A 26,655-nucleotide genomic window follows, 5' to 3' on the forward strand; every position below is an offset into this window, starting at 1 on the left:
TCAAACAGGCGCCGCAAAAACCCGCAAACCCTTGCTCGACAAGGAGTGTAGGAGTCGAAACCGACAAAGTCAACCGTATCTTATGTCTTATATAAGACACATCTATCGACGGGAAAACCCTAGACGTCCCCCAGCCCTTTATGATGAAATGCGCGCATGAATTCGAACCCGGCGAATCCTGTGAACCCGAATGGCCAGGGGGCCGCGGGCGAAGCTGTATCCGCTGTCGCTCCCGCTGCGTCGCCTACTTTCAGCCCCTTGTATCAGCAGATCAAAGGCTTGATTACGCAGAGCCTCGAAAGCGGTGAATGGAAGCCGGGCGAGATCATTCCCAGTGAAGTCGAACTGGCCGCGCGTTTCAAGGTGAGTCAAGGCACCGTGCGCAAAGCGATCGACGAACTGGCCGCCGACAACCTGCTGGTACGCCGCCAGGGCAAGGGCACGTTCGTTGCGACGCACAACGAAGAACGCGCGCAGTTCCGCTTCCTGAGGCTGCTCGCCGACGACGGCGCCGAGCATCCGCACGTGAGCCGCCTGCTCGAATGCCGGCGCCTGCGCGCCTCGGCGGAGATCGCCCGGCAGCTCGATCTGAAGCCGGCCGACCCGGTCGTGCTGATCAAGCGTTTGCTGCAGTTCGACGGCGAAGTCACCGTGCTCGACGAGATCTGGCTGCCCGGCGCCGTGTTCCGCGGACTCACGCTCGAGCGCTTGTCGGAGTACAAGGGTCCTCTGTACGCGATGTTCGAGACGGAATTCGGCACCCGCATGATTCGCGCGACGGAAAAAATCCGCGCGGTCGCGGCGGAGCCTTCCGTGGCGGACCTGCTGCATGTACCGGCAGGTTTTCCGTTGCTCTCGGTCGAACGCGTGTCCTATACCTATGGGGACCGGCCGGTCGAAGTCCGGCGAGGTTGGTATGTCACAACCGGGTATTACTATCAGAACGATCTGAGCTGAATCGGGCTGGAACGAGGCGCGGCGTCCCACACGCGTGCCGATCGGAAGGCGCTTTCATGGCGCGCGCAGCACAGGACCTACGGTGGTTTTCGCTGCAGCGCGATATAAAAAGGCGCTAAAATTGCGGATTAGTGTGACTACATAGTAGGGGTCTAGCATGGCAGAAGCCGTAAAAAAACCGAGGCCGGAATTCCGGAACATCGGTATTGGGCAAATATTGACGGCATACCGTCTCCCGCTGGCGGGGCGTGTGTCGATCCTGCATCGCGTGAGCGGTGCCCTGTTGTTTCTCTTCCTTCCGTTCCTGCTGTTCCTCTTCGATCAGAGCCTGACTTCCGAGCTGAGCTTCGAAGTCTTCAAGGGCTTCCTCTCCAACATCATCGTCAAGCTGATCACGCTGGTTCTCGCGTGGGCCTTCCTGTTCCATTTCTGCGCCGGCATCCGTCACCTCGTGATGGATACCAATCACGATGCGGTGTCGAAAGAGAAGGGCAAGTCGACCTCCGTCGTCGTGTTGGTCGTGTCGTCGCTGCTCACCATCGCGTTCGCGGCAAAACTGTTCGGAGCATTCTAAAAAATGTCAGCCAATAACCGAATCGGTTCGAAGCGTCTCGTCGTCGGCGCGCACTACGGTCTGCGCGACTGGCTCGCACAACGCGTCACCGCCTGCGTGATGGCGGTCTACACCGTGATTCTGCTCGCGTGGTTCTTCCTCGCGCGCGACTTTTCGTACGACGGCTGGGCGTCGATCTTCGCGACGCAGTGGATGAAACTCGCCACGTTCGTCACGCTTCTTTCGCTGTTCTATCACGCGTGGGTGGGTATCCGCGACATCTGGATGGACTACGTGAAGCCCGTTGGCACGCGCCTCTTCCTGCAGGCGCTGACGATCCTCTGGCTGCTCGCATGTGCGGGCTACGCTGCGCAGATTCTCTGGAGAGTGTAAAAGAATGGCTGCAATCAAGAATTCTCTGCCGCGTCGCAAGTTTGACGTGGTTATCGTCGGCGCAGGCGGCTCGGGGATGCGCGCTTCGCTGCAACTCGCGCGCGCCGGTCTGTCGGTTTGCGTGCTGTCGAAGGTGTTCCCGACGCGCTCGCACACGGTTGCTGCCCAGGGCGGCATCGGCGCTTCGCTCGGCAACATGAGCGAAGACAACTGGCACTACCACTTCTACGACACGATCAAGGGCTCCGACTGGCTCGGCGACCAGGACGCGATCGAGTTCATGTGCCGTGAAGCACCGAACGCGGTCTACGAACTCGAACACATGGGCATGCCGTTCGACCGTAACGCGGACGGCACGATCTATCAACGCCCGTTCGGCGGCCACACCGCGAACTACGGCGAAAAGCCGGTGCAACGCGCTTGCGCGGCGGCTGACCGTACCGGTCACGCGCTGCTGCACACGCTGTACCAGCAGAACGTCGCTGCCAAGACGCAATTCTTCGTCGAATGGATGGCGCTGGACCTGATCCGCGACGCCGACGGCGACGTGCTCGGCGTGACCGCGCTGGAAATGGAAACGGGCGACGTCTACATCCTCGAAGGCAAGACCACGTTGTTCGCCACGGGCGGCGCGGGCCGGATCTTCGCGGCATCGACCAACGCGTTCATCAACACCGGTGACGGCCTCGGCATGGCGGCCCGTTCGGGCATCGCGCTGCAGGACATGGAATTCTGGCAATTCCACCCGACCGGCGTGGCCGGCGCGGGCGTGCTGATCACCGAAGGCGTGCGCGGCGAAGGCGGTATTCTGCGTAACTCGAACGGCGAGCGTTTCATGGAACGCTACGCGCCGACGCTGAAGGACCTGGCGCCGCGCGACTTCGTTTCGCGTTCGATGGACCAGGAAATCAAGGAAGGCCGCGGCGTGGGTCCGAACAAGGATCACGTGTTGCTCGACCTGTCGCACATCGGCGCCGAGACGATCATGAAGCGTCTGCCGTCGATCCGCGAAATCGCGCTGAAGTTCGCGAACGTCGACTGCATCAAGGAGCCGATCCCGGTCGTGCCGACCATCCACTACCAGATGGGCGGTATTCCGACGAACATCAACGGCCAGGTAGTCGGTACGCCGCGCGGCCACGAAGAAGTCGTCAACGGCTTCTACGCAGTGGGCGAATGCTCGTGCGTGTCGGTGCACGGCGCGAACCGTCTCGGCACGAACTCGCTGCTCGACCTCGTGGTGTTCGGCCGTGCTGCCGGCAACCACATCGTCAAGCACGTGAAGGAACTGAAGGAACACAAGCCGCTGCCGGCAGATGCAGCCGACTTCGCGCTGTCGCGTCTCGCGAAGCTCGATAACTCGTCCTCGGGCGAGTACGCACAATCGGTCGCGAACGACATCCGCGGCACGATGCAGAAGCACGCTGGTGTGTTCCGTACCTCGGCCCTGCTGTCGGAAGGCGTCGAAGCGATCCGCGAAGTGGCGGCACGCGTCGACAACATCCATCTGAAGGACAAGTCGAAGGTGTTCAACACGGCCCGTATCGAAGCGCTCGAAGTGGCGAACCTGATCGAAGTGGCACGCGCCACGATGGTCTCCGCTGAAGCGCGCAAGGAAAGCCGTGGCGCGCACGCGCAGAACGACTTCGAACATCGCGACGACGAAAACTGGCTGCGCCATACGTTGTGGTTCAGCGAAGGCGATCGCCTCGACTACAAGCCGGTTCATATGAAGCCGCTGACCGTCGAATCGGTTCCGCCGAAAGCGCGTACCTTCTAAGGCACAAGTCAAAGGAATTCAGAGAAATGGCCAAGCGTACATTTGAAATTTACCGCTACGATCCGGACAAGGACGCCGCACCGCGCATGCAAACGTACGAGATCGACATCGACTCGCACGAACGCATGCTGCTCGACGCGCTCGTCAAGCTGAAGGCACTGGACGAAACCCTGTCGTTCCGTCGCTCGTGCCGCGAAGGCGTGTGCGGTTCGGACGCAATGAACATCAACGGCAAGAACGGCCTCGCGTGCCTGACGAACCTGAACGACCTGCCGCAGAAGATCGTGCTGCGTCCGCTGCCGGGCCTGCCCGTCGTGCGTGACCTGATTTGCGACTTCACGCAGTTCTTCAACCAGTATCACTCGATCAAGCCGTACCTGATCAACGATACGCCGCCGCCGGAAAAGGAACGTCTGCAGTCGCCGGAAGAGCGCGACGAGCTCGACGGCCTGTACGAATGTATCCTGTGCGCGAGCTGCTCGACGTCGTGCCCGAGCTTCTGGTGGAATCCGGACAAGTTCGTCGGCCCGGCTGGTCTGCTGCAAGCCTATCGCTTCATCGCGGACAGCCGCGACGAAGCAACCGGCGAGCGTCTCGACAACCTGGAAGACCCGTACCGTCTGTTCCGTTGCCACACCATCATGAACTGTGTCGACGTTTGCCCGAAGGGCCTGAACCCAACCAAGGCAATCGGCAAGATCAAGGAATTGATGGTTCGCCGCACTGTCTAGTATCAATGAGCCTCGCGCTCTCTGGCGCACGCTGCCCCCGCGGAGGCGGTCGCTGCGCCGGGGTGCGGCGCGAGGTGTACCGACATGACCGAAACATCGCATCAGTCCGACCCTCTCCGCCGCGCGCGTCTTCGCTGGCGCGCTCGGCGGGGCCTGCTGGAAAACGATCTGATCTTCGAGCGTTTTTTCAGCCGATATGAGCATGACCTCAGCGATGCCGACGTGGGCGCACTCACGCGCCTGCTCGAGCTGAGCGATAACGACCTGATGGACTTGCTGCTCGCGCGCAAGGAACCAGAAGGCGATCTAGCCGATCCGGACGTGGTCCGGATTCTGGAATTGCTGCGCAAAGCTTGAGCGCCGCCGGTCCGTTGTTCCAGGCGTGCAATTATCGAAACCCTGTTTCTATACTTCGATTGAGGATGTGCTATGACCCCGTCAGACGTTAAAGCCACGCTATCGTTCAGCGACAATTCGCCGAGCGTCGAGATGCCGATTTACAAGGGCACGATTGGCCCGGACGTGATCGACATTCGCAAACTGTACGGCCAGACCGGCAAATTCACGTACGATCCGGGCTTCATGTCGACGGCGGCGTGCAATTCGGCGATCACCTACATCGACGGCGATAAGGGCGAACTGCTCTACCGCGGTTACGCGATCGACAACCTCGCGCAAAACGCTGACTTCCTCGAAACCTGCTTCCTGCTGCTGAACGGCGAGCTGCCGAACGCGAAGCAGAAGGATGAATTCGTCGAGACCGTCACGAAGCACACGATGGTGCACGAGCAGATGCAGTTCTTCTTCCGCGGTTTCCGCCGCGACGCGCACCCGATGGCGATTCTGGTCGCCGCGGTCGGCGCGCTGTCCGCGTTCTATCACGACTCGCTCGACATCAATAACCCGCGTCACCGCGAAGTGTCGGCGATCCGCATGATCGCGAAGCTGCCCACGCTGGTCGCGATGGCGTACAAGTACAGCATCGGCCAGCCGTTCGTGTATCCGAAGAACGATCTGTCGTACAGTGCGAACTTCATGCGCATGATGTTCTCGAACCCGTGCGAAGAATACAAGGTCAACGACGTGCTGGTGCGCGCGCTCGACCGCATCCTGATCCTGCACGCGGACCACGAGCAGAACGCGTCGACGTCGACCGTGCGTCTCGCCGGTTCGTCGGGTGCGAATCCGTTCGCGTGTATCGCGGCGGGTATCGCGTGTCTGTGGGGCCCGGCGCACGGCGGTGCGAACGAAGCCGCACTGAACATGCTGGAAGAAATCGGCTCGGTCGACAACATTCCTGAGTTCATCAAGCAGGTGAAGGACAAGAACTCGGGCGTGAAGCTGATGGGCTTCGGTCACCGCGTCTACAAGAACTACGACCCGCGCGCGAAGCTGATGCGCGAAACCTGCCACGAAGTGCTCGAAGAGCTGGGCCTGCACGACGACCCGCTGTTCAAGCTCGCCATGGCACTCGAAAAGATCGCGCTCGAAGACGAATACTTCGTGTCGCGCAAGCTGTACCCGAACGTCGACTTCTACTCGGGTATCGTGCAGCGCGCGCTGGGCATCCCGACCTCGATGTTCACGTGTATCTTCGCGATGGCACGTACGGTCGGCTGGATCGCGCAGTGGAACGAAATGATCGCCGATCCCGAACAAAAGATTGGCCGTCCGCGTCAGCTGTTCATCGGCGAGACGCTGCGTGAAGCGAAGCCGATCGGGCAGCGCTAATCGCTGATCGATCTCGACATGCGCGCTTCGTAGCGGCATTCGTGCCGCGCGGGAGCGCGAAATCGGAGTCAAGCAAACGCCTCAACGGGTCTACCGTTGGGGCGTTTCCGTTTCGGCGGGCGCCGCGGGTTGCGCATGCGCCGTATTGGCGTCGCGGGGCTGCCGCGCTTGCCGGGTAACGCCGATACAGGTATCGGCACTACCAGCCAACTCCATGTTTTTTATCGGTTTTTTCGTCGACTGAGCGGCCCATCGCGGTGCGCAGCGTGGCATAATCAATCGACACAGTCAGCCCGCAGTCATTACTACCCCGCATACCATGGCACAGACTCTCTACGACAAATTGTGGAACACGCACGTGATCCACACGGAAGACGACGGCACCGCGATTCTCTACATCGACCGTCATCTGCTGCATGAAGTGACCAGCCCGCAGGCGTTCGAAGGCCTGAAGATGGCCGAACGTCCGGTGTGGCGCATCAGCGCGAACCTGGCCGTGTCCGACCACAACGTGCCGACCACGGACCGCAGCCACGGCATCGCCGATCCGGTTTCGAAGCTGCAGGTCGACACGCTCGACTCGAACTGCGACGCCTATGGCATCACGCAGTTCAAGATGAACGACGTGCGTCAGGGCATCGTCCACATCATCGGGCCGGAACAGGGCGCCACGCTGCCGGGTATGACGATCGTCTGCGGCGACTCGCACACGTCCACGCACGGCGCGTTCGGCGCGCTCGCGCACGGCATCGGCACGTCGGAAGTCGAGCACGTGCTGGCCACCCAAACGCTGCTGCAAAAGAAGAGCAAGAACATGCACGTGAAGGTCGAGGGCCAACTGCCGCGCGGCTGCACCGCGAAGGACATCGTGCTCGCGATCATCGGCAAGATTGGCACCGCGGGCGGCACCGGCTACGCGATCGAATTCGGCGGCTCGACCATCCGTTCGCTGTCGATGGAAGGCCGCATGACGGTCTGCAACATGGCGATCGAAGCGGGCGCGCGCGCCGGCATGGTCGCTGTAGACGACACCACGGTCGACTACCTGAAGGGCCGTCCGTTCTCGCCGCAAGGCGTCGAGTGGGATCACGCGGTCGAATACTGGAAGCAGTTCAAATCGGACGACGGCGCCCAATTCGATCGCGTGGTCGAGCTGAATGCCGCCGAAATCGTGCCGCAGGTCACGTGGGGCACCTCGCCGGAAATGGTGACGCCGATCGACGGCCGCGTGCCGGATCCGGAACGCGAGAAGGACCCGGTCAAGCGCGACGCGATGGAGCGCGCGCTCAAGTACATGGCGCTCGAGCCGAACGCGCCGATCGAGTCGATCAAGCCGGATAAAATCTTCATCGGGTCGTGCACCAACGCGCGCATCGAAGACATTCGCGCGGCGGCTTACGTCGTGAAGAAACTCGGCCGCCGCGTCGCGCCGAACATCCGTCTGGCGATGGTCGTGCCGGGTTCGGGTCTCGTGAAGGCGCAGGCGGAGCGTGAAGGCCTCGACAAGGTCTTTACCGACGCCGGTTTCGAATGGCGCGAGCCGGGCTGCTCGATGTGCCTCGCCATGAACGCCGACCGGCTCGAGCCGGGTGAGCGTTGCGCATCCACGTCGAACCGCAATTTCGAAGGTCGTCAGGGCGCCGGCGGTCGCACGCACCTGGTGAGCCCCGCAATGGCCGCGGCTGCGGCCATCGAAGGACATTTCGTCGATATTCGCAAGCTTGGATAAATCGCATGATGAAGAACATGAATCGCATCACTCTATTGCGCCGCTTCGCACTCGCTGCCTTCGCCGGGCTTCTGCTCGGACTGGCCGGCTGCAACACGGTGCACGGATTCGGCGAGGACATGTCGCACCTCGGCAATTCGATCAGCAATCACGCTGAGAAATAAGCGGTTTTTGATTTTTGCCGGCGATGCGGCGCGGCGTTTCCAGCCGCCCAGCGCATCGCCCGGTTCTGAACAGGCGCAAGCGTCATGGATAAATTCATCGTACACACCGGCGTCGTGGCGCCGCTCGATCGCGAGAACGTCGACACGGACGCGATCATTCCGAAGCAGTTCCTGAAGTCGATCAAGCGCACGGGCTTCGGTCCGAACGCGTTCGACGAATGGCGCTATCTCGACCACGGCGAGCCGGGTCAGGACAACTCGACTCGTCCGCTGAACCCGGACTTCGTGCTGAACCAGCCGCGCTATCAGGGCGCTTCGGTGCTGCTCGCACGCAAGAATTTCGGCTGCGGCAGCTCGCGCGAACACGCGCCGTGGGCGTTGCAGCAGTACGGCTTTCGCGCGCTGATCGCGCCGAGCTTCGCCGACATCTTCTACAACAACTGCTTCAAGAACGGCGTGCTGCCGATCGTGCTGACCGAACAGCAGGTCGATCATCTGTTCAACGAAACCTATGCGTTCAACGGCTTCAAACTGACGATCGACCTTGAAGCACAAGTCGTGCGCACGGCCGACGGCAGCGCCGAATATCCGTTCGAAGTCGCAGGGTTCCGCAAGTACTGCCTGCTGAACGGTTTCGACGACATCGGCCTCACGCTGCGTCACGCGGACAAGATCCGCCAGTTCGAAGCGGAGCGTCTCGCGAAGCAACCGTGGCTGAACAATCGCCTCGTCCGTTAAACGAACCCGCGGGGGCGTAAGGACTCGAGGTCCACGCGCCCGCGCCGGTTTGCGCCAGAAAAGACTCGAAAAAATCATCAAGGAATTCGCATGAAGATCGCAGTGTTGCCGGGCGACGGCATCGGTCCCGAAATCGTCAAGGAGGCCGTGAAGGTCCTGAACGTGCTCGGCGAGAAGTTCGAACTCGAAGAAGCGCCGGTCGGTGGCGCAGGCTTCGAAGCGAAGGGCCACCCGCTGCCCGACTCGACGCTCGCGCTCGCGAAGGAAGCCGACGCGATCCTGTTCGGCGCGGTCGGCGACTGGAAATACGACAAGCTCGAACGCGCGCTGCGCCCCGAGCAGGCAATTCTCGGTCTGCGCAAGCACCTGGAACTGTTCGCGAACTTCCGTCCGGCGATCTGCTATCCGCAACTCACGGGTGCGTCGTCGCTGAAGGAAGAGATCGTTTCGGGTCTCGACATCCTGATCGTGCGCGAACTGAACGGCGACATTTACTTCGGCGCGCCGCGCGGCGTGCGTACGTCGCCGGACGGCCTGTTCGCCGGCGCGAAGGAAGGCTTCGACACGATGCGCTATTCGGAACCCGAAGTGCGCCGCATCGCGCACGTCGCGTTCCAGGCGGCGCAAAAGCGCGGCAAGAAGCTGACCTCGGTCGATAAAGCCAACGTGCTCGAAACGTCGCAGTTCTGGAAGGACGTGATGATCGACGTGTCGAAGGAATACGCGGACGTCGAGTTGTCGCACATGTACGTCGACAACGCCGCGATGCAACTCGTGAAGGCGCCGAAGTCGTTCGACGTGATCGTGACCGGCAACATGTTCGGCGACATCCTGTCCGACGAGGCTGCCATGCTGACCGGCTCGATCGGCATGCTGCCGTCGGCATCGCTCGACAAGAACAACAAGGGCTTGTACGAGCCGTCGCACGGTTCCGCACCGGACATCGCCGGCAAGGGCGTGGCGAATCCTCTCGCCACGATCCTCTCCGCTGCGATGATGCTGCGCTATTCGCTGAACAAGGCGGAGCAGGCTGATCGCATCGAAACCGCGGTGAAGAAGGTGCTCGAGCAGGGCTATCGCACCGGCGACATTCTCACGCCGGGATGCAAGCAGGTCGGCACCGCTGCGATGGGCGACGCCGTCGTGGCCGCGCTGTAAAACGCATGCGGCACATGCACTCGCGGAGCGGGTGCAAGCATTGATAAGGTCGTCGATATTGGCCTTTAAAACGCGAATCGACCTTAAAACAGGTCGATTCGCGCGTAATGCGGCGAACAGCGCCGCCAGTTTTCCGTTTTCGTGTATATTGTTGCGATGGCTCAGATCTCCCAAATCTCCTCGATTTCCAAATCGCACGGCACAACTGCCCGTGCGATCGAGTTCGCCATTACCATCAAAACCATTACCCCGAAAACGATCACGAAGCGCTGATCGTCCGTCGTGCCCGCCCATCTTCCCCGCGCGGTCACTGCGGGCAAAGATGCGGGGAAGTTTCCATTCGAAGGGTATGAAGTCATGAACGTAGGTCTCGTAGGTTGGCGCGGCATGGTCGGCAGCGTCCTGATGCAACGCATGCAGCAGGAAGGCGATTTCGACTTGATCGAACCGGTGTTTTTCAGCACCAGCAACGCGGGCGGCAACGCGCCGTCGTTCGCCAAAAACGAGACCAAGCTCAAAGATGCGACAAGCATCGAAGACCTGAAGAAGTGCGACGCAATCATCTCCTGCCAGGGTGGTGACTACACGAACGAAGTGTTCCCGAAGCTGCGCGCGGCTGGCTGGAACGGCTACTGGATCGACGCGGCATCGTCGCTGCGCATGAAGGACGACGCCGTCATCATTCTCGATCCGGTCAATCTCGACGTGATCAAGAACGCGCTCGTCAAAGGCCAGAAGAACTTCATCGGCGGCAACTGCACGGTCAGCCTGATGCTGATGGCGTTGGGCGGCCTGTTCCGCGAAAACCTCGTCGACTGGATGACGGCCATGACGTATCAGGCCGCATCGGGCGCGGGCGCGCAAAACATGCGCGAACTGCTGTCGCAGATGGGCACGCTGCACGGCGCGGTGAAGAACGAACTGGCCGACCCGGCTTCGGCGATTCTCGACATCGACCGCCGCGTGCTCGAAGCGATGAACAGCGACAGCATGCCGACCGACCACTTCGGCGTGCCGCTCGCGGGCTCGCTGATTCCGTGGATCGACAAGGATCTCGGCAACGGCATGTCGAAGGAAGAGTGGAAGGGCGGCGCGGAAACCAACAAGATCCTCGGCAAGCCGGCCATGGGCACGCCGGGTTCGATTCCGGTCGACGGCCTGTGCGTGCGGATCGGCGCGATGCGCTGCCACTCGCAGGCACTCACGATCAAGCTGAACAAGGACGTGCCGCTCGACGAAGTGAATAGCATCCTCGCGTCGGGCAACGACTGGGTCAAGTTCGTGCCGAACGAGCGCGAAGCGTCGATGCGTGATCTGTCCCCGGCGGTCGTCACGGGCACGCTGACGGTACCGGTCGGCCGCGTGCGCAAGCTGGCGATGGGCGGCGAATATCTGTCGGCCTTCACGGTCGGCGATCAGCTGCTGTGGGGTGCGGCTGAACCGCTGCGTCGCATGCTTCGCATTGTGCTCGACAAGTAAAGTAAACTACGCGCTCACGACGCGTAGACAACTCAAGAAGCGTCGCGCTTGCGCGGCGCTTTTTTCATTTTGTGCTCCGATCATCTTGTCTCTTTCCACTCGTAAAAAAGGCTGCGCGCTGACGCGCCAGGAGTCCCGATGAACTTTCGACGCTCCGCTCTTCGGGCTATGTCCATTCGTCACGATAAGGTGCGATTCAGGAGCCGTCCCGCGGCGATGGCCGCAGGTGCCGCTTTCGCCCTCGCGCTGCTCGGCGGTGGCGCGGGCAATACGCTTGCGGCGCCGGCTAGCGCCACGAGCGCAACGGATGCCGCTTCCGCTGTCGGTTCGACTACCGTTGTCGTTGCGATCGCCGCGGGTACCCAGTACACGGTACACGCTGGGCAGTCGCTGAACGACGTCGCGATCGCCATTACGCAATCGCATGACCGGGCGGTACTCGCGCGCACGACGCGCGCATTGTTCGACACGAATCCCGCCGCGTTCATGAATCACGATCCGAGCCGGGTGCGGGTGGGCGCGGTGTTGATCGTGCCGGCGCTCGATGCGTCGGGGGCGTTGGCGGCTTCGTCGGCTGGGGCTGCGGCGGGGGCGTCGGAGTCCACGGCGGCTGCGCCCGAGTCCGCGCCGACGGCGGAGCCGGCAGCGGCGGCCGCTGCGGCTGCCAGCACCGCGAGTGCGGTCGAGCAGGTCAACGCCGCTGCCGCGAGTGCGGCAAGCGCTGCGGCGAACGCGACGACTTCAGCCGCACCCGCGGTCTCCGGCACGGCCAGCGCGCCGATCGAAGGGAGTGCTGCGGTATCGACGGGGGTGGCGGCAAGCGGTACGCAGGGATGGGCAGGATCGATTCAACCGTCGTCGAGCGCGACTGCCGGACAGGCGCCGTCGACGACGACCGCGGCTTCGCAGCCGCATCCGCAGGTATCGAGTCTGCAGCAACTGCTGGCGCTGAAAAACCGCGTGCTGATGGAGTTGCAGAAGCACGGTATCGGCGGTGCGCAGGTCGCGTCGGGTCCCGCTCCGACGAGCGCCGCGCAGCCGGCCGCGGTGGGTTCTGCGGCGGCGGTGGCCGCGGCGCCGCAGCAGGCGAGTGTGGCGACGGCGCCGTCGGATGAGAGTGGCATGTCTCAGCGCGATCTGAGCATCGCGGCGGCGGTTGGCGCGGCACTCGTTGTTCTGCTCACGGCTCTGCGCATGGGGCGCCGCAAGCGCGAAAAGGAGGCTGCAGCGCGGGCTGCCGAGGCGGCTGATGGCGACATGACGAGATCGACGCCCGCAGCGGATTCGCGCGAAGCTAGCGTGGTGGCCGGGCAGGCGGCGGTGCCGGAAGAGTCGGAGGCGCAAGATAAGGAGCGTGCACAGCAGGCGGCGGCAGTGGCAGCGGCAGAACACGCGGCTGCGGAACACGCGGCAGCCGAGCAGGCTGCGGCAGAAAGCGCGGCAACGGAGCGTGCAGAGGCAGAAAGCGCGGCGGCGGAGCGTGCAGCGGCAGAACGCGCGGCAACCGAGCAGGCAGCGGCGGAAAGCGCGGCAGCGGACCGTGCAGCGGCAGAACGTGCGGCAGCGGAGCAGGCAGCGGCAGAAAGCGCGGCAGCGGACCGTGCAGCAGCCGAGCAAGCCGAAGCGGAACGCATGGCAGCCGAACAGGCGGCAGCGGAGCGAGCCGCGGCAGAACAAGCGGCAGCCGAGGAGCATGCCGAAGCGGAACGCGCGGCAGCACAACGCGCAGAAGCGGAGCGCATAGCAGCCGAGCGCGCGGCAACGGAACAGGCAGCGATACAAGAAACCCACCTGACCCAACCGGGCACGCCCGAACCCACCGCACCGACGGCCCCGTCCGCCGACATCGCGCTGTCCAGCGAAAGCGAAGCGTCCTCCGAACCGCTGGCGCTCACACCGACTCACAATGAAACCCTGAGCGCCGCGGCCACAGCCGCCAATCTGGCCGCCGCGGCAGAACTTGGCGCCGAGGCGTTGCCGCTGGGCCCCCTCGAACCGCTCGAGCCGGTCATAGGCGGGACGCACGACGAGCGCGCAGATGGTCTGCAATGGGACGACGAATCCACAGAAAGCCCGACGGCAGAAAAAACGCCAGGCGCCACCACAACCACGAGCCCAACCCCAACAGAAACGCCCGCGAGCGCGCCGCACGCCGCGACGGCCGAACCGCAGACCCCGTTGAACGTTCCACCCCCAGTGATCGATTACACGCAACACCCCGTCGAACCGCGCGCCACCACGTCGTTCGGTCAGCCGTTCGGCGAGATGCCGGTGCCGGCGCAACCTGCGCCGTCCGCACCGACCGCACCGACCGAATTCCCGCGCGAGGCCGTCGACGCGTTCAGCAGCCTGAACATGCCGCTGCCGCCGCGCATCGAAGTGCCCCCAACCGGCGATCTGGAGCTTCCGACGTCGCTGTCGACGCAACCGGTCGCATCGCCTGAAACGACCGCGCAGCAGGCCTTCGGCCACGACTCGGACGACGACGCCCCGCACATCGCTGAGCAGATCGCCGCCGGCACCGCCGGCGCAGGCGCCGTCGCGGGTCTCGGCGCGGCCGGCTTCGGCGCGCTTAAGCTCGACTTCGACCTCGAACTGCCGCCAAGTCCGGCCCAGCCGTTGCCGGCCTTCACGCCGGCCGATCTCGGCCGCATCGCGCGTAACAAGCTGGAGCTGGCCTCCGAGTACATCGAGCTCGGCGATCTCGCGGGCGCCCGTACGCTCATCAACGAAGTGATCGAAGCGAACGATCCAGCCACGCGCACCGAAGCCCGCGCGTTGCTTTCGACTCTCGCCCCGCTGTCGTGAAGCGCATCGCATTAGGCGTGCAGTATGACGGCGCGGCGTTCGCCGGCTGGCAGTCGCAACCGCATGGCAATACGGTGCAGGACGAGCTCGAACGGGCGCTGCGCGAATTCACGCGCACGCCCGTGCAGACCATCGTGGCCGGCCGCACCGACCGCGGTGTGCACGGCCTGGGCCAGGTCGTGCATTTCGACACCGAACTCGATCGCGTCGACATCTCCTGGGTACGCGGCCCGAACGCGTTCCTGCCGAAGACGATCGGCGTGCAGTGGGCCAAGCCGATGCCCGACGATTTTCATGCGCGTTTCTCGGCGTTCGAGCGCACCTATTACTACGTGTTGTACGTGAGTCCGGTGCGCTCGCCGATGCTCACGACGCGCGCCGGCTGGGTGCACACGCCCCTCGACGTCGACGAGATGCGCTCGGCGGCCGAACACCTGATCGGCGAGCACGACTTTTCGGCGTTTCGTTCGTCGCAATGCCAGTCGAAAACGCCGTTCAAGCATCTGTACCAGATCGACGTCAAACGACAAGGCAACTTCGTGCATTTCCGCTTCCGCGCGAACGCGTTCCTGCATCACATGGTGCGCAACGTGATGGGCTGCCTAATCGAAATCGGCAGCGGCCGCCGTCCGGCGGCGTGGATGGCCGACGTGCTCGCGAGCCGCAGCCGCGACTGCGCGGCGCCGACTTTCATGCCCGACGGCCTGTACCTTGCGCAAGTGGGCTATCCTGAGCAATTCGCCGTGCCCGCTGCGACGACGGGCAGCGTGCCGTGGAGCAGTGTATGGACCGAGCAACCGGAAACATGAAAGCAGCAGAGAACCCCTCCAGCCAGGCCGACACCGCCGCCCTGCAAAACGTCCCGCACCGCACGCGCATCAAGTTGTGCGGACTTTCGAAACCCGCCGACATCGCCCACGCGATCGACCTCGGGGCCGACGCGATCGGCCTCGTGTTCTATCCGCCGAGCCCGCGCTCGGTGAGCGTTGCGCAAGCGGTCGAACTTGTCCACGATGTGCCGCCGTTCGTATCGGTCGTCGGTCTGTTCGTCAATGCGACGCCGGAATGGATCCAGGAAGTCGCGAGCAACGTCAATCTGACGCTGTTGCAGTTTCACGGCGACGAGACGCCGGCGCAGTGCGAGACGCTCGCCGGCGTTGCGGGTTTGCCTTGGTTGCGCGCGTTGCGAGTTGCGGCGGATACTCGAGCGGCCGATTTGGTAAAATCGGCGCTTAACTATTCAGCTGCCAGTGGTCTTCTGTTCGACACCCATGTCGAAGGCTACGGCGGCGGCGGAAAGGTCTTCGATTGGTCACTTATTCCAGCAGAGCTCGCGCATCGGGCCGTTTTGAGTGGTGGGTTGAACGCGCAAAACGTCAGTGATGCGATCCATTGCGTGCGCCCGTACGCGGTCGATGTCTCGAGCGGCATCGAAGTACCGGGCGCCCGGGGCGTGAAGGATCACGCCCGGATGGCGGCGTTCGTACGCGCGGTGCGCGCGGCGGACGCTGAATGATTCAGGCTCGCGGGTGCTTTCCGATGAAAGCCGCGAGCCATCTGAGAAGAGTGATCACCATGTACAACTTGCCTGACGAAAGAGGCCACTTCGGCCAGTTTGGCGGCGTGTTCGTCGCCGAAACGCTGTTTTCCGCACTCGACGAGCTGCGTGAAGCGTACGAGAAATATCAGAAAGACCCGGAGTTCGTCGCCGAATACGAGCGCGAACTGAAGTACTTCGTGGGTCGTCCATCCCCCATTTATCACGCACAGCGCTGGAGCGAATTGCTCGGCGGCGCGCAGGTTTATCTGAAGCGTGAAGACCTGAATCACACCGGCGCGCACAAGATCAACAACGTGATCGGCCAGGCCTTGCTCGCCAAGCGCATGGGCAAGCCGCGCGTGATCGCGGAAACCGGCGCTGGTCAGCACGGTGTCGCCACGGCGACGATCTGCGCCCGCTTCGGTATGGAATGCGTGGTCTATATGGGCTCGGAGGATGTACGCCGCCAGGCCGCCAACGTGTACCGCATGAAGTTGCTCGGCGCGACCGTCGTGCCGGTCGAATCGGGTTCGCGCACGCTGAAAGACGCGCTGAACGAAGCGATGCGCGACTGGGTCACCAACGTCGAAAACACGTTCTATATCATCGGCACGGTCGCGGGTCCGCATCCGTATCCGATGATGGTGCGCGACTTCCAGCGGGTGATCGGCGATGAATGCCGTGTGCAGATGCCCGAACAGGCTGGACGCCAGCCCGATGCCGTGATCGCGTGCGTGGGCGGTGGTTCGAATGCGATGGGTATTTTTTATCCGTATATCGAGGACAGTTCGGTGCAGTTGATCGGCGTCGAAGCGGCCGGCGACGGCATCGAAACGGGTCGTCACGCGGCCTCGCTGATCGGCGGGAGCCCGGGAGTGCTGCACGGCAACCGGACCTACCTGCTGCAGGACGAAGACGGTCAGATCATCGAGACGCATTCGGTGTCGGCGGGCCTCGACTATCCGGGCGTGGGTCCCGAGCATGCGTGGCTAAAAGAGAGCAATCGCGCGCAATATGTCGGCATCACCGACGAAGAAGCGCTGAAAGCATTCCACGATTGCTGCCGCATCGAGGGCATCATTCCTGCACTCGAGTCGAGCCACGCGCTCGCCTACGCTACGAAGCTCGCGCCGACTTTGTCGAAAGACAAGATTCTGCTGGTCAACCTGTCGGGCCGCGGCGACAAGGACATGCACACGGTCGCCGAGCGATCGGGTATCCAGTTCTGAGCCGCGACGATGCGTGACGAGTTCGACGAGCCGCAGCCGGCGATTGAAACTGCGAATCCGGGCGCCGAGGGATCGGCGCCCGCGGCATCGGCCGCCGCGGCACCTGCACCGCTGGTGGCGCAGGTGCCGGCCGGCATTCAGCTGTTGAACCGCGATTTTCTGACCGATGTAGCGAACATTCCCGACGGGTCGATCGACCTGATCGTCTGTGATCCGCCCTATGGGCTGGGGAAGGACTACGGCAACGACTCGGACATGCGCACGGGCGAGGAATTTCTCGACTGGACGCGTGGCTGGCTCGAGCTTGCTGTGCCGAAGCTCAAGCCCACAGGTTCGTTCTACATTTTCTGCACCTGGCAGTACGCGCCGGAAATCTTCAGTTTCCTGAAGACCAAGCTCATGATGGTCAATGAGATCATCTGGGACCGGCGCGTGCCGAGCATGGGCGGCACGACGCGCCGCTTCACGTCGGTGCACGACAACATCGGTTTCTTCGCGGTGTCGAAGGACTATTTCTTCGATCTCGATCCCGTCCGCATTCCGTACGATGCAGTCACGAAGAAGGCGCGTTCGCGTAAGTTGTTCGAAGGAAGCAAGTGGTTGGAGCTTGGCTATAATCCGAAGGATGTCTGGTCGATCTCGCGTCTGCATCGGCAGCATGCCGAGCGCGTCGCGCACCCGACCCAGAAACCTCTGGAAATCGTCGAGCGAATGGTGCTGTCCAGCTGCCCGAAGGGCGGCCGTGTGCTCGACCCGTTCATGGGCAGCGGCACCACCGCAGTCGCTTGCGTCCGTCATCAACGCGAATTCGTCGGCTATGAGATCAACGAGAGCTACTGCGCGATAGCGCGCGAGCGCGTCAGCGTCGCCGCTACGCCTGCTGCGCCGCGTCGAACCCGAACTAAGCCGAAAGTGCAGCAGTCGACCGAGGTGCAGTGAACAGCGTGAAATGCGCTTCTAAATGCGCGGAAATGCGCACTGCGATCAGCGCGCGGTAGCCCCAATTCGAGAATATTTCCATGTCCCGTATCAAGAACACGTTTGCCGCGCTGTCCGCCCAGGGTAAGAAAGGCTTGATCCCGTTCATGACCGCTGGTGATCCGGACCCGGCTCGCACGGTCGAATTCATGCACGCGCTCGCCGCCGGTGGCGCGGATGTGATCGAACTCGGCGTGCCGTTTTCCGACCCGATGGCCGATGGCCCGGTGATCCAGCAGTCGTCTGAGCGCGCGCTCGCACGGGGCGTGTCGCTGCGCCGCGTGCTGGCCGACGTCAAACGCTTCCGCGAAACCGACGACAAAACCCCGGTCGTGCTGATGGGCTATGCGAATCCGATCGAGCGGATGGGCGCCGATGGGTTCGCGAACGCCGCGAAGGAAGCCGGTGTGGATGGTGTGCTGGTGGTCGATTATCCGCCGGAAGAGTGCGCTAACTTCGCCCAACAGATGCAATCTGCTGGCATCGATCCGATTTTTCTGCTCGCACCCACTTCGACCGATGAGCGCATCGCCGAAGTCGGCCGGATCGCCAGCGGCTATGTCTACTATGTGTCGCTGAAAGGGGTCACCGGCGCGGCAAATCTGGACGTTTCCAGCATCGCGAGTAAAATCCCGGCCATCAAGTCGCGCGTCCCCCTGCCGGTGGGCGTCGGTTTCGGCATTCGCGACGCGCAAACGGCGCGCGCAGTGGCCGAGGTGGCCGATGCCGTCGTGATCGGCAGCCGTATCGTTCAGTTGCTCGAACAGGCAGCGCCCGACGCCGCTGCGGAGACGCTTACGCGTTTCGTCGCCGAAGTGCGCGAGGCGATCGATAGTGTCGCGTCTGCCCGATAACAGTTATTTTTGTCGCGGTAACGTGAGCGGCGGGCTCGTCCCGCCGTTCGCGCAACTGCTGACCCAGAAGGATTCCCTATGAGCTGGCTCGATAAGCTGCTGCCGCCGAAAATCAAACAAACCGACCCGAAGAACCGCAAGGGGATTCCGGAAGGCCTGTGGATCAAGTGCCCGTCGTGCGAAGCCGTGCTGTACCGCAACGACGTCGAGGCCAATCTGCATGTTTGCCCGAAGTGCGACCATCACATGCGCATCGGCGCGCGTGAGCGGCTCGATAGCCTGCTCGATCCGGAAGGCCGCTACGAAATCGGCCAGGAGATCGTTCCGGTCGACGCGCTGAAGTTCAAAGATAGCCGCAAGTACCCGGAGCGCTTGAAAGAGGCGATGGACGAAACCGACGAGACCGATGCAATGGTCGTGATGGGCGGCGCGATTCACACGCTGCCGGTCGTCGTGGCGAACTTCGAGTTCTCGTTCATGGGCGGCTCGATGGGTTCGGTGGTCGGCGAGCGTTTCGCGCGCGGCGCTCAGAACGCACTCGAACAGAAAGTGCCGTTCATCTGCTTTACCTCTTCGGGCGGCGCGCGGATGCAGGAGAGCCTGCTGTCGCTGATGCAGATGGCAAAGACCACCGCGATGCTCACGAAACTGGCCGAAGCCAAGCTGCCGTTCATCTCGGTGCTCACCGACCCGACAATGGGCGGCGTGTCCGCGAGTTTCGCGTTCCTCGGCGACGTCGTGATCGCCGAGCCGAAGGCGCTGATCGGCTTTGCCGGCCCACGCGTGATCGAACAGACCGTGCGCGAGAAGCTGCCGGAAGGCTTCCAGCGCGCCGAATTCCTGCTGCAGAAGGGCGCGATTGACATGATCGTCGACCGTCGCAAGCTGCGCGAAGAAATCGCCCAATTGCTGGCGCTGCTGAGCCATCAACCGGCGGACGCGGTCGCGTAAAAGCCGGGCAGACAAGCAATCAAAAATAGCGCGCCGCGTGAGCAATCAAGCGGCGCGCTGTCATTTCCGCGATAATTACGATCGCCTGCGAAGCGGCGGCGGTTCAAACCGAAGCTGGCGTGGCTGAAGGCGCGGGTTTGTGCGCATAAACCTCGCCATGGCTCCCGCCCCCGATCGACAGCGATACGCGACCCTCCGACCGCAATCGCTTGATCAGTACCCTTCGCAGCATCGCAGAACCGGACCACCGCGACTCACTCAAGATTCACCCGATGACGACATACCCCACCCTCGACGCGTGGCTCACGCACCTTGAATCCGCGCATCCGGTCGGCATCGACATGGGTTTGGGCCGCATCTCCCAGGTACGTGATGCGATGCAGCTGTCGTTCGCCTGCCCGATCATCACGGTCGGCGGCACGAACGGCAAAGGCTCGACCTGCGCGATCCTCGAAGCGATCCTGCTGCGCGCGGGCTATACGGTCGGCTGCCACACTTCTCCGCATCTGCTGTCGTTCAACGAACGGGCGCGCATCAACGGCGAGATGGCAAGCGATGCCGATCTGCTGCCGCACTTCGAAATCGTCGAAGCCGCGCGCCTGAGCCTCGCCAAGCCGGTGACGCTGACCTACTTCGAATTTACGACGCTCGCGATCATGAGCCTGTTCGCGTCGCGCGGCCTCGACGCGGTGATTTTCGAAGTCGGCCTCGGCGGTCGTCTCGACGCGGTCAATATCCTCGATACCGATTGCGCGATCATCACGAGCATCGATCTCGATCACACCGACTACCTCGGCGACACACGCGACAAGATCGCGTTCGAAAAAGCCGGCATCTTCCGCCCCGGCAAGCCGGCGATCTGCGCTGACCCAATACCCCCGCAATCGCTGATCGATCACGCGGAAAAGATCGGCGCGCAATTGTGGTTGTTCGGCCGCGATTTCCGTTACGAAGGCCAGGCGGGCAGCGAGCGCCAGCAGTGGAGCTACGTCGGCCCGACGCTGCGGCGCTCGGCGCTCGCGTATCCGTCGCTGCGCGGCGCAAATCAGCTGATCAACACGTCGGCGGCGCTGGCCGGGCTCGAAGCGTTGCGCGACCGTCTGCCGGTGTCGGCGCAGGACATCCGGCTCGGCATCGCCAACGTGGATCTGCCGGGTCGTTTCCAGGTGCTGCCGGGCAAGCCGTCCATCGTGCTCGACGTCGGCCACAATCCGCATGCGGCCGCCGTGCTCGGGCAGAATCTCGGCAACATGGGCTTTTTCCCGTACACGTACGCGGTGTTCGGCGCGATGCGCGACAAGGACATCGCCGGCGTGCTCAATCATCTGAAGGGCGAGATCGACCACTGGTGCGTGACCGATCTGCCGACTCCGCGCGCCGCGTCCGCGCAAGAGCTGGAAACCGCGCTGCGCGAGCTGGGTGTGGAAGAGAGCGCCGACAGCACCATCACGCGCTACGCGACGCCGGCACAGGCTTTCCAGGACGCGCTAAAACGTGCGTCAGAGAATGATAGAATCGTGGTCTTCGGCAGTTTCTATACGGTAGCGGGTGTGATGGCCTACCGGAAATCGCAGCAACACTGAGCGGGCGCCAGGCTCGAACCAAGCGATTCATGGGAATTTTCTCGTTCGGCAAGAAAGACGACGCGCCCAGCCGGCGCGGCGCAAACACCAGTTCCAATCGGGCCGCCCGGGGTGAGCGCGTCGAGCGGCGCACCCGCCGTACGGAGCGCCCCGTCGATGCAGATGCCATGCTGCTCGACCCCACGCTGCCGGAAAAGCAGCGCGCGCGTCGCCGGCTCGTCGGTGCAATCGCACTGGTCGTCGCGGCGGTGATCATCCTGCCGATGGTGCTGGATTCGCATCCCAAGCCCGTCACCGACGACATCTCGATCGACATTCCGAGCCGCCCCGCGCCGAAGCTCGCCAGATCCACTGCCAACGAAGACGTGCAAGCTGGCGTCGCGCCGGACAATCCGCCGGCCGCCGACACCGGCGTCGCGGCGTCCAGCCTCGCGCCGGCAACGACCGCGGCGACGGCCGCAGCAACCACGGCCCCGGCCTCCGCAGCGAAGCCGGCCCAATCGGCTCAATCGAGCGCAGCGAAACAGGGCACGACCGCGACCGGCTCCGTGACCGCCGCGGCGCCCAAACCCGCCGCGAAGCCGCAAACCCAGTCGCTCGCAGCCAACACCGCACCGTCTACCGCAGCCAAGCAATCGAAGGCTCCCGCCGCCGCACCGTCACCGTCGACCGAAGACGATACGAGCACGGCCGCGGCCAGCGCCGATGCGAACTCCGGCACGCCGGCCTCGCCGCCGGGCAACCGTTTCGCGCTTCAGCTCGGCGCCTTCGCAAACGAAGCGAGCGCACGCAGTTGGGCCGCAAAGTTGAAAGCGGCGGGCGTGCCCGCATATACCGAACACAGGAAGCAGGCCGACGGCTCGACGCTGACACTTTTGCGCGCCGGCCCGTTCGCCGACCGCGCCGCGGCGACCGCAGCGATCGCGAAGGTTCGCGAGGCGGGCCTCGTGTCGGGCTCGAACGGCAGCAGTACACAGTAAGCGAGCGATGTTCACTGCCTTCGACTACGCTGTAATGGCGGTGATTGGCTTGTCGGCGCTGCGAGGCGCCTGGCGAGGTTTGCTGTCGGAAGTGTTTGGCTTGATCGGTTGGATCGCGGCGTTCTTCCTGGCGTGCGAGTTCGTGGGCTACGTGGTGCCGTATATCCCGTCCAGCTGGCCGGGCGGTAAGTTGACCCAGTGGCTACTGGCTTTCTCGCTCGTGGTGATCGCCGTCGTGCTGGTCGCGAGCGTGGTGAGCGCGCTGCTCAGCCGCCTCGTGCAAGTCACGGGTCTGGGCGGTGCGGACCGCTCGCTCGGTTTGATGTTCGGCCTCGTACGTGGGGTCGTTCTGGTGCTGATTCTGGTCGCCCTCGCAGGCTTGACCGAACTGCCCAAAGAGGAATTCTGGCGCAACGCGTTGCTCCGTCCCTATGCGGTCGAGGGCGTACGCGCAATGAAACCGCTGCTCCCCGAGGCGCTCGCCGCTTACGTCCATGTGGACGGTCCGGACGCCCCGAGCAATGCGCAACAGGACTCCGGCGTACACCGGCTGCCTTGACGTCGTAGTGCGTCCCGTCGCCTCACAGCGCGGACGCGGTCGCAAGCATCGGGCGCCATGTTGAATTTCGTACCTTTGAAGGACATGCCATGTGCGGCATCGTAGGCGTAGTTTCCCACTCTCCGGTCAATCAGCTGATCTATGACAGCCTGCTGCTGCTGCAGCACCGCGGTCAGGACGCCGCCGGCATCGCGACGGCGAACGGCAGCAACTTCCACATGCACAAGGCCAACGGCATGGTGCGCGACGTGTTCCGCACGCGCAACATGCGTAGCCTGCCGGGCACGAGCGGCATCGGCCAGGTCCGTTACCCGACCGCTGGTTCGGCGTCGAGCGAAGAAGAGGCGCAGCCGTTCTACGTGAACGCGCCGTTCGGCATCATCCTCGCGCACAACGGCAACCTGACCAACTGGCAGCAGCTGAAAGATGAGATGTTCCGCATCGATCGCCGCCACGTGAACACCAATTCCGATACCGAAGTGCTGCTCAACGTGCTCGCGCACGAGCTGCAACTGTCGAGCTCGGGTCTGCAGCTCGATCCGGCCGCGCTGTTCAAGGCGGTGTCGGGCGTGCATCGGCGGGTGCGCGGCTCGTACGCGATCGTCGCGCTGATTGCCGGCTACGGCATGCTCGCGGTGCGTGACCCGTTCGGCATCCGTCCGCTGTGTCTCGGCAAGCAGGAAACGGCTCACGGCGTCGAGTGGATGGTGGCGTCGGAATCGGTGGCGATCGAAGGTATCGGTTTCGAATTCGTGCGCGACGTGCGGCCGGGCGAGGCGATTTTCATCGACGCCGAAGGCCAGTTGCATTCGCAGCAGTGCGCGACGACCCCGAGCCTGAACCCCTGCATCTTCGAACTCGTCTATCTGGCGCGTCCTGATTCGGTGCTCGACGGCGTGCCGGTCTACAACGTGCGTCTGCGCATGGGCGACTACCTCGCCGAGAAGATCAAGCGCGAGCTGCCTGACGTCGGGATCGACGTGGTGATGCCGATTCCCGATTCGTCGCGCCCGGCCGCGATGCAGGTCGCGAAGGCGCTCGGCGTCGAGTATCGCGAGGGCTTCTTCAAGAACCGCTACGTGGGCCGCACCTTCATCATGCCGGGCCAGGCGGTGCGCAAGAAGTCAGTGCGCCAGAAGCTGAACGCGATGAACATCGAGTTCAAGGGCAAGAACGTGCTGATCGTCGACGATTCGATCGTGCGCGGCACGACGTCGCACGAAATCGTGCAGATGGCGCGCGATGCAGGCGCGAACAAGGTGATTTTCGCGTCGGCGGCGCCGCCGGTGAAATTCCCGAACGTCTACGGCATCGACATGCCGACGCGCGGCGAACTGGTCGCGCATGGCCGCTCTGACGAGGAAGTCGCGCGCATGATCGGCGCGGATCACCTCGTGTATCAGGACGTCGATGCGCTGAAGCAGGCGGTGCGCGATATCAACCCGGCGCTGAAGGAGTTCGAGGCTTCGTGCTTCGACGGCAACTACGTGACCGGCGACATCACGACCGAGTACCTCGACCGCATCGAAAGCGCGCGTCTCGCGCCGTCGTCGCAATCGGATCGCGATGCCGCGAGCGATGCGATGGACGGTGGCGGCCCGGCGCGTTCGCAGCTGCATCTGCAACTATCGGTGGGCTGACGCACACCGCGAGGTGAGCCTGTTCTCCCCTCACATGAAGCCCGCTTATGCCGACGCAAAAGCGGGCTTTTTTGTTGCCACGGAACCTTGGAAACGAGACCCGACATGGACGACTCCCAGAACTTCGACTTCGACACGCTGGCCGTCCGTTCGGGCACCGCGCGCAGCGACTTCAACGAGCACTCGGAAGCGATCTTCCTGACCTCGAGCTTCGTGTTCGCGAGCGCCGCCGACGCCGCCGAGCGCTTCAAGAACTCTGAAGACTATTTCACCTACTCGCGCTTTTCGAACCCGACCGTCTCGATGTTCCAGGACCGCCTGGCCGCGCTCGAAGGCGGCGAGGCCTGTATCGCGACGGCTTCGGGCATGGCCGCGATCATGTCGGTCGTGATGTCGACGTTGCAGGCGGGTGATCACCTCGTGAGTTCACGGGCGCTGTTCGGCTCGACGCTCGGCATGTTCTCGCAGATCTTCAGCAGGTTCGGCATCACGACCACGTTCGTCGATCCGACTGACTTGCACGCGTGGAAAGACGCGGTGCGTCCCGAGACGAAGATGTTCTTCCTCGAAACGCCGTCCAACCCGTTGACTGAAGTTTCGGATATTGAAGCGATCGGCAAGATCGCGAAGGCCGCGAATGCGGTGTTCGTCGTCGATAACTGTTTCTGCAGTCCGGCGTTGCAGCAGCCGCTGAAACTCGGCGCGGACGTCGTCATGCATTCGGCGACCAAGTTCCTCGACGGCCAGGGCCGTGTGCTCGGCGGCGCGCTGGTCGGTTCGAAGAAATTCATCATGGAACAGGTGTTCCCGTTCGTGCGCAGCGCCGGCCCGACGCTGTCCGCGTTCAACGCGTGGGTACTGTTGAAGGGCCTGGAAACGCTGTCGTTGCGCGTCGAAAAACAGTCGGCGAATGCGCTCGAAATCGCGCGCTGGCTCGACTCGCATCCGGCCGTGAATCGCGTGTTCTACCCGGGGCTCGAATCGCATCCGCAGCACGCGCTCGCGATGCGTCAGCAGAAGTCGGGCGGTGCGATCGTGTCGTTCGAATTGAAGGGCGAGACGCCCGAGCAGATGCGCGCGAACGCATGGCGCGTGATCGACGGCACGAAGGTCTGCTCGATCACCGGCAACCTCGGCGACACGCGTACGACGATCACGCATCCGGCGACCACCACGCACGGCCGCATCACGCCCGAAGCGCGCGCGGCGGCGGGTATCAGCGAAGGGTTGATCCGGCTGGCGGTGGGGCTCGAAAACGCCGGCGATATTCGTGCGGATTTGCAGCGCGGACTAGAAGGCTGATCAGCGCGCTCGACGCGCTCAGTGCCGCAACGCGCGCCACTGCCCGGGCGCCAGCCCAAAACGCCGCGTAAACGCGTGCGTATAAGCGCTTTGATCGCCGAAGCCGATCTCGAGCGCGATATCGGTCAACGAAAGACGCGGGTCCGCTAGCAACGTGATCGACGTGTCGAGCCGCAATCGTTGCAAATAACGATGCGGCGTCTCGCCGAACGCATCGATAAACAATTGATGAAAACGCCGCATGCCGAAGCCGCAATGCGCGGCGAGGTCCGCGATCCGCAGCGGTTCGGACAGATGCGCGCGCAGCCAGCGGTCGATGCGCGCGAAATCGAGACCCATGCGGTTCGCCTGCGCACCGGCGAGCGCGGCGGGATCGGCGACGAGCGCGGCGCCCAGACGCGCCGCGGCGTCCCAATGGAAACGGCGCTGATCGAAGGCATCAGCTTGCGCTTCGTCCACGCCGTGCGCCGCATGCGCGGCAATCCGATGCACGAGCTGCGCGAGCGACGCATCGAGCGTGACGGCGCGCGCGCGTTCGAACAGCCGCTCGGGCACCGCCAGCGACGCGGCCGGCAAATCGAGCACGAGCTGCCGGTTCGTGCCGACGCCCGCGTAATCGTGCCGAGCGCCCGCCGGGATCAGCCATGCGGAACCGGCGTCGATCTGCTGCGCGACGCCGTCTACCGCCATCACCATCGCGCCGTCCAGCCCGAGCACGACCTGATGAAAGTCGTGCACGTCCGACGCTTCGATCGCGCCATAGCAGCGCAGCGAAACGGTAGGGGCGGTGACGGCGGCGTGGCTCATGACAACACTTC

At 63.5% G+C, this 26,655-nt stretch carries 25 protein-coding genes; 24 read left to right on the forward strand and 1 reads right to left on the reverse strand.

All coding sequences use genetic code 11. The features are described 5' to 3' along the window. Nucleotides 1-156 precede the first annotated feature (156 nt). The 24 genes from CI15_RS12510 to CI15_RS12625 all read left to right on the forward strand — a co-directional run bounded on the left by CI15_RS12510 (nucleotide 157) and on the right by CI15_RS12625 (nucleotide 25,837). Entirely contained in the window at nucleotides 157-957 is an 801-nt protein-coding gene (locus tag CI15_RS12510; RefSeq protein ID WP_062128181.1) for a GntR family transcriptional regulator, read from the forward strand. A gap of 157 nt (nucleotides 958-1,114) precedes the next feature. After that, nucleotides 1,115-1,531: a succinate dehydrogenase, cytochrome b556 subunit gene (gene sdhC / locus CI15_RS12515; protein ID WP_062128183.1), complete on the forward strand. Its 417-nt coding sequence runs from the start codon at nucleotides 1,115-1,117 to the stop codon at nucleotides 1,529-1,531. Between the two features lie 3 nt (nucleotides 1,532-1,534). After that, the gene (gene sdhD / locus CI15_RS12520; protein ID WP_062128185.1) at nucleotides 1,535-1,903 is read left to right on the forward strand and encodes a succinate dehydrogenase, hydrophobic membrane anchor protein; all 369 of its coding nucleotides are present in this window, start codon (nucleotides 1,535-1,537) and stop codon (nucleotides 1,901-1,903) included. Between the two features lie 4 nt (nucleotides 1,904-1,907). Next, entirely contained in the window at nucleotides 1,908-3,683 is a 1,776-nt protein-coding gene (sdhA, locus tag CI15_RS12525) for a succinate dehydrogenase flavoprotein subunit (RefSeq protein WP_062128187.1), read from the forward strand. 26 nt (nucleotides 3,684-3,709) lie between these two features. Then, nucleotides 3,710-4,414, forward strand: a complete 705-nt coding sequence (locus CI15_RS12530; protein ID WP_062128189.1) for a succinate dehydrogenase iron-sulfur subunit — start codon at nucleotides 3,710-3,712, stop codon at nucleotides 4,412-4,414. 84 nt (nucleotides 4,415-4,498) lie between these two features. Further along, a complete protein-coding gene (locus CI15_RS12535; RefSeq protein ID WP_062128191.1) occupies nucleotides 4,499-4,771 on the forward strand; it encodes an FAD assembly factor SdhE in 273 nt (90 codons plus the stop codon). Between the two features lie 72 nt (nucleotides 4,772-4,843). After that, nucleotides 4,844-6,145, forward strand: coding sequence for a citrate synthase (gene gltA, locus CI15_RS12540; protein WP_062128193.1), 1,302 nt, complete (start codon nucleotides 4,844-4,846; stop codon nucleotides 6,143-6,145). A gap of 319 nt (nucleotides 6,146-6,464) precedes the next feature. Next, nucleotides 6,465-7,874: a 3-isopropylmalate dehydratase large subunit gene (gene leuC / locus CI15_RS12545; RefSeq protein WP_062128195.1), complete on the forward strand. Its 1,410-nt coding sequence runs from the start codon at nucleotides 6,465-6,467 to the stop codon at nucleotides 7,872-7,874. 5 nt (nucleotides 7,875-7,879) lie between these two features. Then, nucleotides 7,880-8,038, forward strand: coding sequence for an entericidin A/B family lipoprotein (locus CI15_RS12550; RefSeq protein ID WP_062128197.1), 159 nt, complete (start codon nucleotides 7,880-7,882; stop codon nucleotides 8,036-8,038). 84 nt (nucleotides 8,039-8,122) lie between these two features. Then, nucleotides 8,123-8,776, forward strand: a complete 654-nt coding sequence (gene leuD, locus CI15_RS12555) for a 3-isopropylmalate dehydratase small subunit (protein ID WP_062128199.1) — start codon at nucleotides 8,123-8,125, stop codon at nucleotides 8,774-8,776. Nucleotides 8,777-8,866: 90 nt separating this feature from the next. Beyond that, nucleotides 8,867-9,934 carry a 3-isopropylmalate dehydrogenase gene (leuB, locus tag CI15_RS12560; protein WP_062128202.1) on the forward strand — a complete coding sequence of 356 codons (1,068 nt, stop codon included), beginning with the start codon at nucleotides 8,867-8,869 and terminating at the stop codon, nucleotides 9,932-9,934. Nucleotides 9,935-10,291: 357 nt separating this feature from the next. Then, nucleotides 10,292-11,413 (forward strand): aspartate-semialdehyde dehydrogenase, encoded by a 1,122-nt coding sequence (gene asd, locus CI15_RS12565; protein ID WP_062128205.1) that lies wholly within the window; start codon nucleotides 10,292-10,294, stop codon nucleotides 11,411-11,413. A 138-nt stretch (nucleotides 11,414-11,551) separates the two neighbouring features. Further along, a complete protein-coding gene (locus CI15_RS12570) occupies nucleotides 11,552-14,221 on the forward strand; it encodes a FimV C-terminal domain-containing protein (protein WP_062128207.1) in 2,670 nt (889 codons plus the stop codon). Further along, on the forward strand, nucleotides 14,218-15,030 hold the full coding sequence (truA, locus tag CI15_RS12575; protein ID WP_062128209.1) for a tRNA pseudouridine(38-40) synthase TruA: 813 nt from the start codon (nucleotides 14,218-14,220) through the stop codon (nucleotides 15,028-15,030). The genes CI15_RS12570 and truA overlap by 4 nt, the downstream gene beginning before the upstream one ends. Further along, nucleotides 15,027-15,737, forward strand: coding sequence for a phosphoribosylanthranilate isomerase (locus CI15_RS12580; RefSeq protein WP_062128210.1), 711 nt, complete (start codon nucleotides 15,027-15,029; stop codon nucleotides 15,735-15,737). Before truA ends, CI15_RS12580 begins: the two co-directional genes overlap by 4 nt. 59 nt (nucleotides 15,738-15,796) lie before the next feature. Next, on the forward strand, nucleotides 15,797-16,990 hold the full coding sequence (trpB, locus tag CI15_RS12585) for a tryptophan synthase subunit beta (protein ID WP_062128319.1): 1,194 nt from the start codon (nucleotides 15,797-15,799) through the stop codon (nucleotides 16,988-16,990). 9 nt (nucleotides 16,991-16,999) lie between these two features. Further along, nucleotides 17,000-17,929, forward strand: a complete 930-nt coding sequence (locus CI15_RS12590; protein ID WP_062128212.1) for a DNA-methyltransferase — start codon at nucleotides 17,000-17,002, stop codon at nucleotides 17,927-17,929. A gap of 80 nt (nucleotides 17,930-18,009) precedes the next feature. Next, nucleotides 18,010-18,822 (forward strand): tryptophan synthase subunit alpha, encoded by an 813-nt coding sequence (gene trpA / locus CI15_RS12595; protein WP_062128214.1) that lies wholly within the window; start codon nucleotides 18,010-18,012, stop codon nucleotides 18,820-18,822. A gap of 78 nt (nucleotides 18,823-18,900) precedes the next feature. After that, nucleotides 18,901-19,773 (forward strand): acetyl-CoA carboxylase, carboxyltransferase subunit beta, encoded by an 873-nt coding sequence (accD, locus tag CI15_RS12600; protein ID WP_062128216.1) that lies wholly within the window; start codon nucleotides 18,901-18,903, stop codon nucleotides 19,771-19,773. A gap of 272 nt (nucleotides 19,774-20,045) precedes the next feature. Further along, complete coding sequence (gene folC / locus CI15_RS12605; protein WP_062128321.1) at nucleotides 20,046-21,356, forward strand: bifunctional tetrahydrofolate synthase/dihydrofolate synthase; 1,311 nt, start codon at nucleotides 20,046-20,048, stop codon at nucleotides 21,354-21,356. 29 nt (nucleotides 21,357-21,385) lie between these two features. Beyond that, entirely contained in the window at nucleotides 21,386-22,336 is a 951-nt protein-coding gene (locus tag CI15_RS12610; RefSeq protein WP_062128218.1) for an SPOR domain-containing protein, read from the forward strand. Nucleotides 22,337-22,343: 7 nt separating this feature from the next. After that, the gene (locus CI15_RS12615) at nucleotides 22,344-22,895 is read left to right on the forward strand and encodes a CvpA family protein (protein ID WP_062128225.1); all 552 of its coding nucleotides are present in this window, start codon (nucleotides 22,344-22,346) and stop codon (nucleotides 22,893-22,895) included. Nucleotides 22,896-22,984: 89 nt separating this feature from the next. Further along, nucleotides 22,985-24,535, forward strand: a complete 1,551-nt coding sequence (gene purF, locus CI15_RS12620; RefSeq protein WP_062128227.1) for an amidophosphoribosyltransferase — start codon at nucleotides 22,985-22,987, stop codon at nucleotides 24,533-24,535. Nucleotides 24,536-24,640: 105 nt separating this feature from the next. Continuing rightward, nucleotides 24,641-25,837, forward strand: coding sequence for an O-succinylhomoserine sulfhydrylase (locus CI15_RS12625; protein ID WP_062128229.1), 1,197 nt, complete (start codon nucleotides 24,641-24,643; stop codon nucleotides 25,835-25,837). An 18-nt stretch (nucleotides 25,838-25,855) separates the two neighbouring features. Here CI15_RS12625 and CI15_RS12630 read toward each other — a convergent pair whose 3' ends face one another. Continuing rightward, nucleotides 25,856-26,644 carry an AraC family transcriptional regulator gene (locus tag CI15_RS12630; RefSeq protein ID WP_062128231.1) on the reverse strand — a complete coding sequence of 263 codons (789 nt, stop codon included), beginning with the start codon at nucleotides 26,642-26,644 and terminating at the stop codon, nucleotides 25,856-25,858. Between the last annotated feature and the right edge of the window lie 11 nt (nucleotides 26,645-26,655).

Source organism: Paraburkholderia monticola (assembly GCF_001580545.1).
Taxonomy (GTDB): Bacteria; Pseudomonadota; Gammaproteobacteria; order Burkholderiales; family Burkholderiaceae; genus Paraburkholderia; species Paraburkholderia monticola.

Excerpts from the sequence above, each read along its gene's own strand:
- CI15_RS12510 (WP_062128181.1), top strand. The coding sequence starts at position 157 with ATGAATTCGAACCCGGCGAATCCTGTGAACCCGAATGGCCAGGGGGCC.
- sdhC (WP_062128183.1), top strand. The coding sequence starts at position 1,115 with ATGGCAGAAGCCGTAAAAAAACCGAGGCCGGAATTCCGGAACATCGGT.
- sdhD (WP_062128185.1), top strand. The coding sequence starts at position 1,535 with ATGTCAGCCAATAACCGAATCGGTTCGAAGCGTCTCGTCGTCGGCGCG.
- sdhA (WP_062128187.1), top strand. The coding sequence starts at position 1,908 with ATGGCTGCAATCAAGAATTCTCTGCCGCGTCGCAAGTTTGACGTGGTT.
- CI15_RS12530 (WP_062128189.1), top strand. The coding sequence starts at position 3,710 with ATGGCCAAGCGTACATTTGAAATTTACCGCTACGATCCGGACAAGGAC.
- CI15_RS12535 (WP_062128191.1), top strand. The coding sequence starts at position 4,499 with ATGACCGAAACATCGCATCAGTCCGACCCTCTCCGCCGCGCGCGTCTT.
- gltA (WP_062128193.1), top strand. The coding sequence starts at position 4,844 with ATGACCCCGTCAGACGTTAAAGCCACGCTATCGTTCAGCGACAATTCG.
- leuC (WP_062128195.1), top strand. The coding sequence starts at position 6,465 with ATGGCACAGACTCTCTACGACAAATTGTGGAACACGCACGTGATCCAC.
- CI15_RS12550 (WP_062128197.1), top strand. The coding sequence starts at position 7,880 with ATGATGAAGAACATGAATCGCATCACTCTATTGCGCCGCTTCGCACTC.
- leuD (WP_062128199.1), top strand. The coding sequence starts at position 8,123 with ATGGATAAATTCATCGTACACACCGGCGTCGTGGCGCCGCTCGATCGC.
- leuB (WP_062128202.1), top strand. The coding sequence starts at position 8,867 with ATGAAGATCGCAGTGTTGCCGGGCGACGGCATCGGTCCCGAAATCGTC.
- asd (WP_062128205.1), top strand. The coding sequence starts at position 10,292 with ATGAACGTAGGTCTCGTAGGTTGGCGCGGCATGGTCGGCAGCGTCCTG.
- CI15_RS12570 (WP_062128207.1), top strand. The coding sequence starts at position 11,552 with ATGAACTTTCGACGCTCCGCTCTTCGGGCTATGTCCATTCGTCACGAT.
- CI15_RS12580 (WP_062128210.1), top strand. The coding sequence starts at position 15,027 with ATGAAAGCAGCAGAGAACCCCTCCAGCCAGGCCGACACCGCCGCCCTG.
- trpB (WP_062128319.1), top strand. The coding sequence starts at position 15,797 with ATGTACAACTTGCCTGACGAAAGAGGCCACTTCGGCCAGTTTGGCGGC.
- CI15_RS12590 (WP_062128212.1), top strand. The coding sequence starts at position 17,000 with ATGCGTGACGAGTTCGACGAGCCGCAGCCGGCGATTGAAACTGCGAAT.
- trpA (WP_062128214.1), top strand. The coding sequence starts at position 18,010 with ATGTCCCGTATCAAGAACACGTTTGCCGCGCTGTCCGCCCAGGGTAAG.
- accD (WP_062128216.1), top strand. The coding sequence starts at position 18,901 with ATGAGCTGGCTCGATAAGCTGCTGCCGCCGAAAATCAAACAAACCGAC.
- folC (WP_062128321.1), top strand. The coding sequence starts at position 20,046 with ATGACGACATACCCCACCCTCGACGCGTGGCTCACGCACCTTGAATCC.
- CI15_RS12610 (WP_062128218.1), top strand. The coding sequence starts at position 21,386 with ATGGGAATTTTCTCGTTCGGCAAGAAAGACGACGCGCCCAGCCGGCGC.
- CI15_RS12615 (WP_062128225.1), top strand. The coding sequence starts at position 22,344 with ATGTTCACTGCCTTCGACTACGCTGTAATGGCGGTGATTGGCTTGTCG.
- purF (WP_062128227.1), top strand. The coding sequence starts at position 22,985 with ATGTGCGGCATCGTAGGCGTAGTTTCCCACTCTCCGGTCAATCAGCTG.
- CI15_RS12625 (WP_062128229.1), top strand. The coding sequence starts at position 24,641 with ATGGACGACTCCCAGAACTTCGACTTCGACACGCTGGCCGTCCGTTCG.
- CI15_RS12630 (WP_062128231.1), bottom strand. The coding sequence starts at position 26,644 with ATGAGCCACGCCGCCGTCACCGCCCCTACCGTTTCGCTGCGCTGCTAT.